This is a genomic window from Proteinivorax hydrogeniformans, from assembly GCF_040515995.1.
Taxonomy (GTDB): Bacteria; Bacillota; Proteinivoracia; order Proteinivoracales; family Proteinivoracaceae; genus Proteinivorax; species Proteinivorax hydrogeniformans.
On sequence record NZ_CP159485.1, the window covers coordinates 2,494,403 to 2,508,726 of the forward strand.

Here is a 14,324-nt window from a genome sequence, read left to right on the forward strand (position 1 = left end):
TAACCTTTCACGTTAATCTATGAAAGATTATGCGTTAGTAAAAAAAATAGATGGTTTAGATAGCCCCATAAGAGCTTATCCGCACCATCTACCTCATCATTTTACCGCGTTCTTACTCCAGCCGTAGGTTGCGGACTTCTAGCTCCTTACAGTCGCTACAAGCCTCGCCAACCCTTACACGGGTAGTACCTACATAGCTTTCTGCGCTTTCAGCTTGAAACCTCTGGGTACTACTCCCACTCAATGGTTCCCGGTGGTTTTGAGGTTATGTCGTAAACTACCCTGTTTACACCATCTACCTCATTTACTATACGCTGAGAAATTCTATCTAAAACCTCGTAAGGAAGGTGAGACCAGCTAGCAGTCATGCCATCTTCACTGCCTACAGCTCTAACTGCCACTACTTGTTGATAAGTACGGTCATCTCCCATTACCCCTACGCTGTAAGAACCTGGAAGAACCGCAAAGTATTGCCATACCTTATTTTCTTTATCATACGCTTTAATCTCTTCTCGGACTATTGCGTCAGCTTTACGTAAAAGTGATAGCTTCTCATCATTTACTTCTCCCATTACTCTTATAGCCATACCAGGTCCTGGAAATGGTTGCCTGTTTACTAAATGCTCCGCCAGACCTAGCTTTTTGCCTACTTCCCTTACCTCATCTTTGAATAACTCTTTCAAAGGTTCACAAAGAGTAAAGAACATATCTTCAGGGAGTCCACCGACGTTGTGATGAGTTTTTATGGTAGTAGCAGTTTTAGTACCACTTTCAACGATGTCAGGATATAATGTTCCCTGAACTAAAAACTCTCCTTGCCCATATTTAGCTGCCTCTTTTTCAAATATGTGTATAAACTCATTTCCAATGATTTTCCTTTTGCGCTCAGGATCAGTCACACCTTCTAACTTACTTAAAAAATGCTCTTTTGCATCTACTTTTATAACCTTAAGACCAAGCTTACCTTCAAAAGCTTCCATAACTTCTTCTGCTTCGTTGTGTCTTAATAATCCATGATCTACAAAGATGCATGTGAGGTTTTCTCCTATAGCTTTATGAACAAGTAAAGCCGCTACAGCAGAGTCTACTCCTCCGCTTAAGCCACATACTGCCTTTTTGTCTTTAATTTGGCTAGAAATGTTATCCACTGTGGTTTCTATAAAAGAATCCATAGTCCAGTCAGCATCTATTTTTGCAATTTTAAATAGGAAGTTTTTAATTACTTCCCTTCCGCATTCGGAGTGAATTACCTCTGGGTGAAATTGTATACCATATAGTTGTTTTTCATCGTTTTCAATAACTGCAGTTGGAGTATTTTTGCTAATAGCGGTAACTTTAAAATCAGAAGGTGCATATGGTATATAATCACTATGGCTCATTAGTACTTTTGTTGGAGAAGATATTCCATGTAAAAGCTTGGACTTCTCGTCTTTAATTTCCATTTCCATAACGCCATATTCTCTGCTATCAGCTCGCTGCACTTTTCCCTCTAGCTTGTGCACCATAAGCTGCATCCCGTAGCATATCCCTAACACAGGCCACTTACCACTGAAAATAATATCTTGACAGTCAGGAGCATTTTCCTTATACACACTAGCAGGTCCTCCTGACAAGATAATTCCTTGTGGGTTAAAGTCGGTGATTTCCTCAGGGGAAATATCATAAGGTTTTATCTCGCAATATACATTTTGTTCCCTAACCCTTCTAGCTATTAACTGACTATATTGTCCTCCAAAATCTAAAATTAACACTTTGTTCTTTTCATTCAACACTAAAACATCTCCTTTAAATAACAAATTTTATATGTCCTTTTGTAACTAATGGAAAAATATTTAAAAATAATGTACCCCAAGAGATAATCTTAGGATACATTTTTTTATCATGTTTTAATAAACATTTTCGTTTTCTTCGCTTACTCGCTTACTTTTTATAACATTATAAAGTCTCTCAATAAGTAATACAACAAACAAAGCGCCGGCAGCTATAGCAAAGTAGGTAACTGTTTGACTTTCGTTAGATAAGCTAGTACCTGGATGTCTTACTATCAAAAAGTAAGCCCAACCACTGATAAAGGTTAAAAAAACTAAAACAAACATTAAACCTGTGGCGCCGATCCCTTTATATATTTTTTTTACTATATCAGAAATTCTAGATTTATTCAAGTTTTATCCGCTACCTAAGTGAGTAGGAAACGGATCTTCACCTCCTTTATATTATGTTTATACCCTATTTTTAAAGCCTAATATTTTTTTTGCTCTATAATAAATAATCTTAAATAAATTAATGTTTTTATAACCTTTTTCTATCTCTTGATACTGAGAGTCAGTAACTTTTTGACCACCGTAGTAAACACCTTCAAATGTGCTTGTGATTTTTTGCAATAAGCTTTGAGGTAAGCCTGGTAATTTGTCCAATCTAGATTTGTATTCTAAAGGTGTCTCGCTATTTTTCTTACCCAGTCTACAAAACTTAAGTTTTGTTAGCAGTCTATTATACAAAACAATTGTAGCTAGCTCTCTACTTTTGTTTCTGTCCTTTCTTTTGGCATTGTAATAACCAATGCTGGAGGCTGAAATCAAAAGTATGACGCTTCCCCAAAATATTATTGAAGATATTTTAGTTTCTTCATCACCATTGTCGGTGCTATCATCGTCATGACCAGCTTCGCGATCTAAATCATCATTTTCTAAGTCATCCTGCCCATCTATATCTATATCGTCTAAGCTTCCATCCTCTTCCTCTGCTACACCGTGATGTACAAAACCGGGGGTAGGTTCAAATGGCACCCATCCACTGTTATCAATATAAACTTCCGGCCATGCATGAGCATTTTCCCTTTTAATGATATAATGGTCACCTTGTAAGGTGCCGCTGTTAAACCCAGATACCCAGCGAGACTCTATACCCGCTAACCTTGCCATAACGACAAACGCACTAGCAAAGTGGGAACAATATCCTTGCTCCTGGGTGAAAAGAAACTCTTCCACTAAATCTTCTCCTTCTTCTGGGGGGTAAACATCTAAAGAATACCTATAATTGTTGCGCAAGTGCGACTCTATTGCTTTAGCTTTGTTAAATGGACCTTCATGACCTTCTATAACTTCTTCTGTCAGCTCAGCTACAGGGCCGTTTTCGTACCCTTCTGGAAGTTGTAGCGCCTCTGGAATTGAATCTGATCGAAACTGCTGCTTTTTAAGAAACTCTATATCCCAGTTGGCGATATGGCTGACAAACCGATAGCTATCTCCCGCAGACAATCTATTGTTAATTTCAAGTTCTCTAAAATTGCTTATTGAAATGGTGGGGTTTTGGTCCATGTAAATTGCTTCGGTATTGCCAGGTGTAAAAAGTACATTGTAGCTACCACTTAAAACCTCTACTTCTCCTTCTACAACTGTGTACTCAACACCTTCTTTTTTTGATATAGGGAGAGAAGTTGGAAAATAAAGCTCTGATTCAATTTGTGGGGGTTCCGACCAACCTCGCCCGTTGTATACATATCTGTAGTGCCCCCTTAGATAATGAGGTTCATCAGTAGTCACTTGTAATACAGGAGTATCATCCATCTCCAAAGCATACCCCAGTATTTCATCGCTAGTGCTATAACCAGATTCTCTTATCTCACCATGCCCGCTATTTGGAGACGTTGCTCCTTTTGTATCTTGAAAACTATCAACAAGTTCCTCGACGGTCTGTATCCCCTGCAGCGGCCTATCAAAAGTCCAGCCAAATATAAAGAAGATAAGGACTACTATGAGAATGGTTACACTAACCTTATGCCACGGTACAGTTAAGTACCTTTTTTCCACATTTCTATCAGCTACTAAATATAAACCTAGTATTATAAATAGGTTGGCAAACGGCCTTTCGGTATAAATGCTAATTCCTATTAGTGCTGCACTGCCCAAAATAGTGAATATTAAATAAGCGTTTTTACCAGGTTTTTTTAAGAAAATTCGCTGAAGTAAAAAGGCCATGATAACACAACATACTGCACTAAATAAAGCAGAAACCCTATCAAAGCGCCCATAGAAAATAGCAATAAAATCTTCAGCTAAAATATCTATAATGCCAGTAACACCATAAGGGGACATCCCCTGTACATAAATAAAAGCTAATGCTATCTGAAAAAGCGTAACAACCCACTTATTACCTATCAATTTCTCAATCACCCAAAATAACAGTGTTAAAAATAGCACTGCTATAAACCCTGGATTTCTTGCAGGAAACTGAGAATGGAAGGATAAAACAAAAAGCATAAACCAAATAATAGTCACAAATTTATTTAACCCTAGCTTCATATACTTTCCTCCCTTCGCTCCAAGGTAACATCTGTTCTAGAGACGTTATTGGGTGGATAAAGGGTAAACTAGTGTCAGTGCTCTGCTCTCCAATTAAGTATATTTTTACCAAAACCTTTTTGTTGATTAAGTTTGTAATGTATTTTTTTAGTTTCTCGTCAACGCATGTGGTTACTATAATTAAACTTGTACCCTTTTCAAACCTATAAGTGTTATACCTGCAAAAAGTTGCTAAAGGTATGTTCCCATCATTTCGGACAAGGGCCAACTTTTCCATAGCTTCTAATAAAAACTGTCCCTTATGTTTTTTTTCAACTTCCCATCGGTGGGCATTATTCATCATGACGCTAAAGGGTTCGCCACTATTCCCAAATGCATTAGTCACAGTGGCTGCGACACTGACACATAACTCAAATATCTCATTTGTTTTATTTTCATTTTCCTTATAACAATCTAAAATTAGATGACTTCTTCGATTTAAAGAAGGAATAAACTCCTTACTCATAAGCATAGAGTTTTTGGCGCTAGCTTTCCAGTGCACTAAACTTAGCTTGTCTCCATGCTGGTATTCACGTACGCCAGAAATCTGTGTAGTATCATTTGTCTGGTATTGTTTTGGTCCACCTTGTTGCTGATTTTTTATACCAACAATGGACTCAGTGCTAACATTTATATACTTAGGATAAACTAAAATGCTTTCTGAGGATTTGATGACTTTCTTTATCTTTACAAGCCCAAAAAGATCCTTTTTATTTAGATAAATATCACCAAATAGGAGCTGCCCCCTCGGCAGGTCACTCAATTTGTATACCAGTTCCCTCTCTTTAAATACAAAGGGCAACACGCCTTTTGCGTTCTCATGTTTTCTATGCTTTAACTTATAAATTAAAGGAAGAGAGTCAACTACCTCTGGTAAAAACGTAGGCATAAATATTCTGTTGTAAACTTTAATTTTTACCTCCATATCGTCCTCAGCAAAAAGCTTCTTGCGCTTAGCTATTATGCGCTCAGCTTTTATACCATGGAATGCTCTCAGCAAAGCGGTCATGGGAAATATACAAATTAAGGCTGTCAACCAAAAAAACTGTTCTACTCTATGATGATTCAAAAAAAGTGTCCATATATAAATAAGGACTATGGCTGACAGCAAAAAGTAAATCCCCTTATTGTATTTAACCCTCATATATGATACTACCCTACCTGTTTACCAACTGGTACATCGGTACCATTTAATATTTCTCTTAGCACTAATTGTGGTTTTTGACCTTGCATGATTTCATCTGTATGGAGGATTATTCTATGGCCTAACACCTGCTTGAACATAGCCTTTACATCATCAGGAATCACGTACCCTCTTCCACTTAGCAGCGCTTTAGACTTTGAGGCTTTTATAAGGGCCAATGCTGCTCTAGGGCTTCCTCCTAAGTATATTGCTGGATGCTCTCTAGTTTTCCTAACTAAATCTACAATATAGTCTATAAGCTCGTCACTTGTATTTATATCATCAACTCTTTTTTGTAAACTTTTGAGCTGTTCGATGCTAACAGTTTGTTCAGGGTCTAGCCGCTCTAATGGATGTTCTCCTTTTAGTTGCGAGTTTATTATTTGCTTTTCTCCATTTACAGAAGGGTATCCTATGGAACACCTTATCATAAATCTATCTAATTGCGCCTCTGGCAAATTATATGTTCCTTCATGCTCAATGGGGTTTTGAGTTGCGAAAACTATAAAAGGTTCTGGCAACTTATAGGTAGCCCCATCAACAGTGATTTGTTTCTCCTCCATCGCCTCTAATAAACTTGCCTGAGTTTTAGGAGATGTTCTATTAATTTCATCAGCCAACACTACGTTGGCCATTACAGGCCCAGGCTTAAAGTCAAACTCAGTTGTTTTTTGATTGAATATAGAAACACCGGTAACATCAGATGGAAGTAAATCTGGGGTAAACTGAATTCTTCTATTTGAACAGCCCATTATTTTGGCTAATCCTTTTACTAATACAGTTTTCCCAATACCTGGAATATCTTCTAAAAGCACGTGACCGTTTGCCAAAGTAGCTACTAAAATATCTTCTATAACCTCATCTTTATCAATTAAAATTGTGGAAAGCTGCTTTCTAATACTTTCGATAACTTTTTTCTCCTCTGCATGTTCCATATTCCTTCCCCCTCATTTTTTTGAATTTTAAATACATAATAGCATAAAAGGCTGTTTTTCTCTACCAATATACTTTCTTTTTAAAAAAATAAGAAACTTCTTTTGCTTCCTTTTTTCATTTTTTAACCCCTAAACTATATAACATCTTAGTTCTTAGCATCTTAAATATCGAAGCTGATTTCCTCTGAGATACTATCTCATCTCTCTCACTTTTACCTATTGATTGCTGCCCATAGTAAGCTTTCTCAAATGCATGCGTTAACCTAAGAACGATAGAATGTGGTATCCATGGATACTCATTAAGTCGATTTGAATACTCTAAGGGGGTCTCACTAAGTGACCTAGCCATTTTAATACGATGTAACCTTTTGAGCACTACATGATAGGACTTAATAACAGCGGATTCATTGGACAATAACGCCTCTTTTTTTCCTTTTATTATCCTAACTGCTAGTATAGCTAATAGCCCTGTTAGTAGTGATATTATGATAAACGTTACAGGGACATTAGTTTGGTTTGGATCATCATCTGTAGAGCCACCTACCCAATCCCCTTCCTCATCCCAATATCCTTCCTCGATATGGTCGTGCTGATTTTCTCCTAAATCCCTCTCATATGAATCTGATTCATCTCTTGTTATATCCCTTGCTATATTTCTAAAACCTGGCGTGGGCTCAAAAGCAACCCACCCTGCATTGGCTATATAAACTTCCGGCCAAGAATGGGCGTTTCTTTGCCTGATAATATAAGAATCTCCATCTCTTGTGCCGTGGTTAAATCCAGACACCCAACGCGCCTCTATATCAGCCAACCTAGCCATCACAACAAAGGCTGTGGAAAAATGTGCACAATACCCTTTCTGCTGGTTAAACAAGAAGTCTTCTACAAAATCTTGACCCTCAGCTGGTAATTCTACATCTAAAGAATATTGATAGTTAAATCTTAAATATCGCTCTATAGCTTTGGCTTTGTTATAGGGTCCTTCTTCACCTTCTACTATTTCGTCAACTAGCTCTGCAACTGGGCTTTTACTATATCCTTCTGGTAAATCAAGGGCTATTTTATTTCTCTCACTTTTTCTGGGCTGCTTTGCAAGATACTCTTCATCCCAGTTTGGAATTTCACTATAAAACACATAACTATCTCCTGTAGCTATAAAATCTTCAACATTCTCTACTTCTAACTCCTTAAAACTGCTAGTACTTAGGCGCGTAACTCCATCTAATTCTACTTTCTTTGTATTGCCAGGTGTAAATAACACATCATATTGACCCCTCAGCACCTCTACCTCCCCTCTGACAGTAGTATATTCTACACCGTCCTTGTAACTGACAGGAAGGTCTGATGCCGAATGTGTTGTCGGTTGAAATCGATGCGTTCCAAGCCACCCTCTTCCGTTATAAATATAGCGAAAATGTCCTCGCAGATAGTGGTACTCATCCGCTGACACCCTAAGCACTTTTGTATCATCCATTTCTAGTGGATGCCCCAACTCTTCATCATCAGTGCCATAGCCAGATATTCTAGCTCCCCCGCTTCCGATAGCCGGCAACTCTTCTATTACTTCTTTTATTCCATCTAGCCCTTTTACTTGATGGTCAATCGATAAACCAAGGGTTACTACAACAAGTATTGCCAATAATATATAACCATTAGCCTTATACTTAGGCATCTTTAACGAATTCTGGTCAGAACCCATATTTGCAAGAATATAAAACCCCATGATAATAAAGATTCCAACATGAACCTTTGAACCTAAAGTAACATAAATAAGATTCCATGCTATAACGCTTGCCCCGATAAAAATACCTAATACTACCGATATTCTTTTTGGGTTTTTTAAAAACAAATAGTGATAAATGAATGCTAAAAGCACGCAATAAATAGCGCTGAAAAATGGAGAAATCCTGCTAAAGTACCCAAAGAAAAGGGAGCTAAAATCATTTATCAGCAAACTGATACTAGCTTCTATCGACGGCAGGTTAAGCAGTAAAAAACCAACGGCTAAAAGGATCTGAACTAAAATAGCCAACCAAGGTCTTTTAAGAAATCTTTCTGTCACTTTAAATAAAATAACAAGAAGTAAAATTACAGCAAAGCCTGGATTTTGGACAGGGAAAGGGGAGGTAAATATTAAAGTGAAAAATGAAAGCCATAATATAATTACAACCTTGTTGATATTTAGCCTCATCTCGCAACCCCCTTTAACTTATTTTCGTCATGAACTAAATCATTTAAAGAAAGAACCCTCTGTATATAAGGCGCGTTTTCATATTCACTGTTTGCCCCTACTAAAAAGACCTTTACAAAAATCCTTTTAGCAGATAGTTGATTAATAACTTTTTTAAAGTGTGCATCAATTTCTGTAGTCACGATAAACAGCATGGTTTCCGGCTCAAATAGATAACTATTTGCCTTACAAAAAGCAGAAATAGGCACCTGACCATTTTTTTGGACTAAAGCTAGCTTTTGCATTCCCTCCTTAAGAAACTGATTTTTAGATCTTTTTTCTACATAGAATCGTTCATTATTGCTCATCTTCATTGCAAATGGTTGACTGCAGTGCCCAAATGAGTTTACTAACGTTGCAGCTACGCTAACAGCTAACTCAAACTTCTCATCGTACTTAACCTTATCATCTTCGTTATAACAGTTCAGAATTAGATTGCTTTTTCTAGTTAGATATGGGGCAAATTCTTTACTCATAAGCTTACGTTTTCTCGCTGTTGCCTTCCAGTGGATAAGGCTAAGTTTATCCCCTCTTTGATACTCTCGCACGCCGGTAATTTGAGAGGTTTCTCTACCCATATATTTGTTATATACACCTTGTTGCTGCAGTTGATTTCCCACTACAGAATCGACTTTTAGGTTAACATATTTAGGATAAACTAAAATCCTCTTTTTAAGGTCTAGGATCTTTTCCATATCCACAAACCCTAGTAAGTCGCTCTTAAGAAGTTTAATGTCTCTAAATTCTATGGGCCCCCTTGGGACATTACGCAAAGTGTAAACTATCTTTTTGTTACCTATCACTAGTGGAAACACTTTAAATTGGTCAACTTCTTTGGGATATTTTCTATTATAATTTTTAGGTAGCGGGTCTAGCACCATAGGGAAAAAGGTTGGTATATAAAATCTATTGGTAATTTTAATTTGAACATCAATGTCGTCATTTGTATAATATCTTTTCTTTTCGTGTAAGATTTTTCGGCTAACTGAAATACCATAAAGCTGTCTCAAAAGTGCCATGATTGGAAGTAGCATAGTTATACATGTAACCCAAAATAAACTAAGAATTATTTGACTATCTAAAAGTAAAGACCATAAATACATACCTATAACAGCAAATAACAAAACTATAAGTTCGACATATCTAATCCTATAATTTACCACAGTAAAACTTCCACCTTCTTTCCATTTTAAAAGTTTGTCAAGACCTTTTCTAGTTTTGTTATATAATAGCACAAAAACTCAATGTTGACTATAATTTTCTGAAAATATAAAAATAGTTAATATAATGTTAAAATAAAAAAAATGGAGTCTTCCCCATTAGGGAAAACTCCATTTTAATTACATCATTCCTGGCATTCCACCTGGCATTCCGCCACCAGCGGCAGCACCAGCACCTGCATCATCATCTTCTTTATCTGCTACAACAGCTTCAGTAGTTAGGAACATAGCAGAGATACTGCCTGCATTTTGTAAAGCTGAGCGAGTAACTTTTGCTGGGTCAACGATACCAGCAGCAATCATATCTTCATAGTTACCGGTTAATGCATTGTATCCAACACCTACTGCCTCAGATTTGACTCTTTCAACTACAACTGAGCCTTCTTCACCTGCATTTTCAGCAATTTGTCTAACTGGCTCTTCTAAAGCTCTTTTTACGATAAGTACACCTGTCTTCTCATCGCCTTTTTCTACTTCTACATTATCTAAAGCACGTAGAGCGTGAGCTAAAGCAGTTCCACCACCAGATACGATTCCTTCTTCTACAGCTGCTTTTGTAGCCGCAAGAGCATCTTCAATTCTTAGCTTTTTCTCTTTCATTTCTGTTTCTGTAGCAGCACCTACTTCTATTACTGCAACTCCTCCAGCTAACTTTGCTAAACGCTCTTGAAGTTTTTCTTGATCAAACTCAGAAGAAGCATCTTCGATTTGAGTTCTTAGCTGAGAAATTCTCTTTTCGATTTCATTAGCGTCGCCATTTCCATCTACTATAATGGTGTCATCTTTATTGACTTGTACTTGGCGAGCTCTACCTAACATATCTAAATCAACATTTTTAAGTTCAATACCTAAGTCTTCGGAAATTACTTGGCCACCTGTTAAGATAGCGATATCTTCTAGCATAGCTTTTCTTCTGTCGCCAAATCCAGGAGCTTTTAGAGCTACACATGTAAATGTACCTCTAAGCTTGTTAACTACTAATGTAGCTAAAGCTTCGCCTTCTACGTCTTCAGCGATAAGCACCATTTGCTTGCCTTGCTGTACTATTTTTTCTAAAACAGGAAGCACTTCCTGAATGTTTGTAATCTTTTTATCGGTAATTAAGATATATGGATCATCAAGTACAGCTTCCATTTTCTCTGTATCTGTTACCATATATGGAGAGATGTAACCTCTGTCGAATTGCATACCCTCAACCACATTTAGGTTAGTTCCAAAGCTTTTAGATTCCTCAACGGTTATTACTCCATCTTTACCAACTTTCTCCATAGCTTCAGCAATAAGTTCGCCAACTTTTTTATCATCAGCAGAGATTGCAGCTACCTGAGAAATAGCTTCTTTACCTTCTACCGGCTTAGAAATGTTTTTGATTTCCTCTACAACTGCTTCTACAGCTTTTTCGATACCCTTTCTAAGAATCATTGGGTTAGCACCAGCTGTTACATTTTTGATTCCTTCTCTAATAATAGCCTGAGCTAAAAGTGTAGCAGTTGTGGTGCCGTCACCAGCTACGTCATTTGTTTTAGTAGCTACCTCTTTCACTAATTGAGCTCCCATATTTTCAAAAGCATCTTCAAGTTCAATTTCCCTAGCAATAGTAACACCATCATTGGTAATTAGCGGAGAACCAAACTTTTTATCAAGTACAACGTTTCTACCCTTTGGTCCTAATGTCACTTTTACAGTATCTGCTAGTGTATTAACACCACGCTCTAAAGCTTTTCTTCCATCTTCTCTTAGTTTAATTTCTTTAGACATATTTAATAACCTCCCTTATATTTAAATTCTATAAAATCGCCAGTACGTCTTTTTCGCTTAAAATGAGGTACTCTTCTCCATCAATTTTTACCTCAGAACCTGCATACTTAGAATACATTACAGTATCTCCAACAGATACCTCCATCTCTAACTTGCTTCCATTTTCTAACACTCTGCCACTTCCTACGGCTACTACCTCACCTTTTTGTGGCTTTTCTTTAGCGTTGTCTGGTAAAACAATGCCGCTAGCTGTTTTTTCTTCGCCTTCTACAGTTTTAATTACTACTCTGTCTCCTAAAGGTCTGATGTTCATTTTATGTACCCCTCCTTATTGAATTTTGTTTGTTAGCACTCACCATTATCGAGTGCTAACATCTACTACATATTTTAGCCAATTTTTTTCCCAAAATCAAGTATTTTTGAGATTTTTTTTTGAAAAGTTTTGTTACCTCAACAGCTTATAACATTCCCATATTTTTAAACATTATCCAAGGCCCATACTTTTTATGCCTCGAGTATAACCATTATAGTTATTCAAAGATTTTAGAAAAACTGTACGTTTTGTCAAAAAATAAAAAAGGTTAACCATTTTAGGGTAACCTTTTTTATACTCTTAATTTAATGTTAGTTTAAAGAAACATCCTTTTTACTTATAAAGTCCTTTGTCGCCGTTTTATATATCGCCTTTGCACCATATAAAGAAAGTACTGAGATACACGCCATAGTGCCCAGCTTACCACCCACGCCTTTAAAAGCATTTATAGAAACCACAAAAACAATGCTCAGAAAAACTAGTGCTACCGTCATTTCCATAAAGTTATTTACACGATTTTTTCCAGACATTCCTGCGTAAGATGCTGCAGTAACAGCTGATGCTAATGTCAGGCCTAAATCTGCCTCAAAAAGGTTTGGAAAAGTAATACCACTGATAAGCGCTAGTACTGCAGAGGCGAAAACCGGACCTTTTTTTAAATTATGGTTAATATAAAAAGTTAAAAGTCCACCTAGTATTGTTACAATGAAAACTTGTAGCATCGTTAAAGGTTCCAACTTCACCCCTCCTTAAAGCATACTAAATATCATGGTGGTTATTAGGACAGATAGCGCTGCAATTGTTCCTAGTTTACCCCCATAACCATTATAAATAGGCTGAACCTTGATAAATATAACTCCAACTAAAATTCCAGCTAAAAGCACCATGCTATAATTGCTTAACACAGTTGCGCATGACATTCCTGCAAAGGCAGCCGTATATGCAACTACCGCTAAATCTTTTGGCAAAAATTGAGCCGCTAAGATTCCAACTATTCCAGAACCAACCATAGGATTTAAACCTAAAGCCGGTGCCTCTAAAATGTCTGGGTCAGCCCCCAAAAAGAAAGCTAAAAAAGTTCCGCAAACTGCTAAAAGTATCATTTGAATACGTTTATCCATGTTTCCACTCCTGCTCATCATTTCTATTTCTTGCACATGATGATAAACACCTATAGCATAAAGTATTCCTACAACAGCTAAAAGAGTTAGAAATATACCATTATCCTCCCAAGTGACAACGGACCGATACATTAAAAGCACACCTGTTCCTATTAACAATAAAAAGGCTGGTAACCTTTTAGTCACCATAGGTCACCCCCTTTAGTCTGTTATGGTGAGTATAGCAATTAAGTTTTTTCCCTCTAACAAACCCTATTAAGGTCAGTCCTCCCCGTTCCGCCAAGCTAACTGCCAGAGAACTAGGTGCCGATCTAGATACTAAGATGGGAATCTTCGCCTTAATTACTTTCAGGACTATTTCTGAAGAAAGTCTCCCGCTAGAAAGTAATATCTTGTCTTCTACAGCAATCTCATCAAGGAATGCCCTTCCTAAAACTTTGTCTACGGCATTGTGCCTCCCTATATCTTCTCTTGTATAAAGCAGGTTTTCTCCATCAGATAAGCTAGCTGTATGAACCCCACCGGTTTCTTTATATAATTGTGATACTTTTTGGACTTGTTGCATTTGTTCCATTATCCTTTGAGCTGAAACCTTAACATCTTTATTCAATTTATAGCCCTTGTTATTTAAAGAGTCCAACACGTTATAAAATATAGTTCCTTTGCCACAACCCGTAGTTATAGTCCTCTTACCGTATAACTTCTTCTTTAATGGACTATAATTAGGAATGCTCACTTCCACAACTCCATTATCTTTGTCCAAATCTATAGCTTCAATTTCATCAACTTTAGAAATTAAGGATTCCGACAAAATAAACCCTATAACAAGCTCTTGTTGGTTATAGGGTGTAGAAAGTAATGTTATGAATTGCTCACCATTTATATAAATTGTTAAAGGAGTTTCCTCCACTACACAGTCTTCCATAGTTTTATACTTATTATTTACAAACCTAACGATATCAACTTTTTTCTTAGCCATTTTTCCGCCCCCGATCATTAGATTGATATATTATACACTATAATATATTTGTCGTATAGGTAAAAGGTTTTGCTTATGGTGATTTTTTTCACATATTGTGTTAAAAAATGGCGGGAGTGCATGGGAATCGAACCCACCATGGACACTACTCATGCCCACTGTTGGATTTGAAGTCCAAAGAGCCCACCAGGACTCATCCACTCCCAGTAATATTATATACTATAATACCACTATGTCAATAACAG

At 37.0% G+C, this 14,324-nt stretch carries 12 protein-coding genes and 1 tRNA gene; all 13 read right to left on the bottom strand.

Annotated elements, in window-relative coordinates:
• Positions 1–230: 230 nt before the first annotated feature.
• Positions 231–1,772, bottom strand: coding sequence for a glutamine-hydrolyzing GMP synthase (guaA, locus tag PRVXH_RS11950; RefSeq protein WP_353892982.1), 1,542 nt, complete (start codon positions 1,770–1,772; stop codon positions 231–233).
• A 114-nt stretch (positions 1,773–1,886) separates the two neighbouring features.
• A complete protein-coding gene (locus tag PRVXH_RS11955) occupies positions 1,887–2,162 on the bottom strand; it encodes a hypothetical protein (RefSeq protein ID WP_353892983.1) in 276 nt (91 codons plus the stop codon).
• A 57-nt stretch (positions 2,163–2,219) separates the two neighbouring features.
• Complete coding sequence (locus PRVXH_RS11960) at positions 2,220–4,301, bottom strand: transglutaminase domain-containing protein (RefSeq protein WP_353892984.1); 2,082 nt, start codon at positions 4,299–4,301, stop codon at positions 2,220–2,222.
• Positions 4,282–5,451: a DUF58 domain-containing protein gene (locus PRVXH_RS11965; RefSeq protein WP_353892985.1), complete on the bottom strand. Its 1,170-nt coding sequence runs from the start codon at positions 5,449–5,451 to the stop codon at positions 4,282–4,284. Before PRVXH_RS11965 ends, PRVXH_RS11960 begins: the two co-directional genes overlap by 20 nt.
• Before the next feature lie 41 nt (positions 5,452–5,492).
• Positions 5,493–6,458: a MoxR family ATPase gene (locus PRVXH_RS11970; protein WP_353892986.1), complete on the bottom strand. Its 966-nt coding sequence runs from the start codon at positions 6,456–6,458 to the stop codon at positions 5,493–5,495.
• Positions 6,459–6,573: 115 nt separating this feature from the next.
• Positions 6,574–8,649 carry a transglutaminase domain-containing protein gene (locus PRVXH_RS11975; RefSeq protein ID WP_353892987.1) on the bottom strand — a complete coding sequence of 692 codons (2,076 nt, stop codon included), beginning with the start codon at positions 8,647–8,649 and terminating at the stop codon, positions 6,574–6,576.
• Positions 8,646–9,851, bottom strand: a complete 1,206-nt coding sequence (locus tag PRVXH_RS11980) for a DUF58 domain-containing protein (protein WP_353892988.1) — start codon at positions 9,849–9,851, stop codon at positions 8,646–8,648. The genes PRVXH_RS11975 and PRVXH_RS11980 overlap by 4 nt, the downstream gene beginning before the upstream one ends.
• 177 nt (positions 9,852–10,028) lie before the next feature.
• Entirely contained in the window at positions 10,029–11,666 is a 1,638-nt protein-coding gene (gene groL, locus PRVXH_RS11985; RefSeq protein WP_353892989.1) for a chaperonin GroEL, read from the bottom strand.
• 28 nt (positions 11,667–11,694) lie between these two features.
• Entirely contained in the window at positions 11,695–11,979 is a 285-nt protein-coding gene (gene groES, locus PRVXH_RS11990) for a co-chaperone GroES (RefSeq protein ID WP_353892990.1), read from the bottom strand.
• A 311-nt stretch (positions 11,980–12,290) separates the two neighbouring features.
• Positions 12,291–12,716 (bottom strand): hypothetical protein, encoded by a 426-nt coding sequence (locus PRVXH_RS11995; RefSeq protein ID WP_353892991.1) that lies wholly within the window; start codon positions 12,714–12,716, stop codon positions 12,291–12,293.
• A 12-nt stretch (positions 12,717–12,728) separates the two neighbouring features.
• A complete protein-coding gene (locus PRVXH_RS12000) occupies positions 12,729–13,289 on the bottom strand; it encodes a hypothetical protein (RefSeq protein WP_353892992.1) in 561 nt (186 codons plus the stop codon).
• Positions 13,279–14,079, bottom strand: a complete 801-nt coding sequence (gene fdhD, locus PRVXH_RS12005; protein WP_353892993.1) for a formate dehydrogenase accessory sulfurtransferase FdhD — start codon at positions 14,077–14,079, stop codon at positions 13,279–13,281. Before fdhD ends, PRVXH_RS12000 begins: the two co-directional genes overlap by 11 nt.
• Positions 14,080–14,187: 108 nt before the next feature.
• Positions 14,188–14,284 (bottom strand) — tRNA-Sec (locus PRVXH_RS12010).
• Between the last annotated feature and the right edge of the window lie 40 nt (positions 14,285–14,324).

Bases quoted from the DNA above. Each gene is read 5' to 3' on its own strand.
- fdhD (WP_353892993.1), bottom strand. From the start codon at position 14,079: ATGGCTAAGAAAAAAGTTGATATCGTTAGGTTTGTAAATAATAAGTAT.
- PRVXH_RS11960 (WP_353892984.1), bottom strand. From the start codon at position 4,301: ATGAAGCTAGGGTTAAATAAATTTGTGACTATTATTTGGTTTATGCTT.
- PRVXH_RS11975 (WP_353892987.1), bottom strand. From the start codon at position 8,649: ATGAGGCTAAATATCAACAAGGTTGTAATTATATTATGGCTTTCATTT.
- groES (WP_353892990.1), bottom strand. From the start codon at position 11,979: ATGAACATCAGACCTTTAGGAGACAGAGTAGTAATTAAAACTGTAGAA.
- PRVXH_RS12000 (WP_353892992.1), bottom strand. From the start codon at position 13,289: ATGGTGACTAAAAGGTTACCAGCCTTTTTATTGTTAATAGGAACAGGT.
- PRVXH_RS11970 (WP_353892986.1), bottom strand. From the start codon at position 6,458: ATGGAACATGCAGAGGAGAAAAAAGTTATCGAAAGTATTAGAAAGCAG.
- groL (WP_353892989.1), bottom strand. From the start codon at position 11,666: ATGTCTAAAGAAATTAAACTAAGAGAAGATGGAAGAAAAGCTTTAGAG.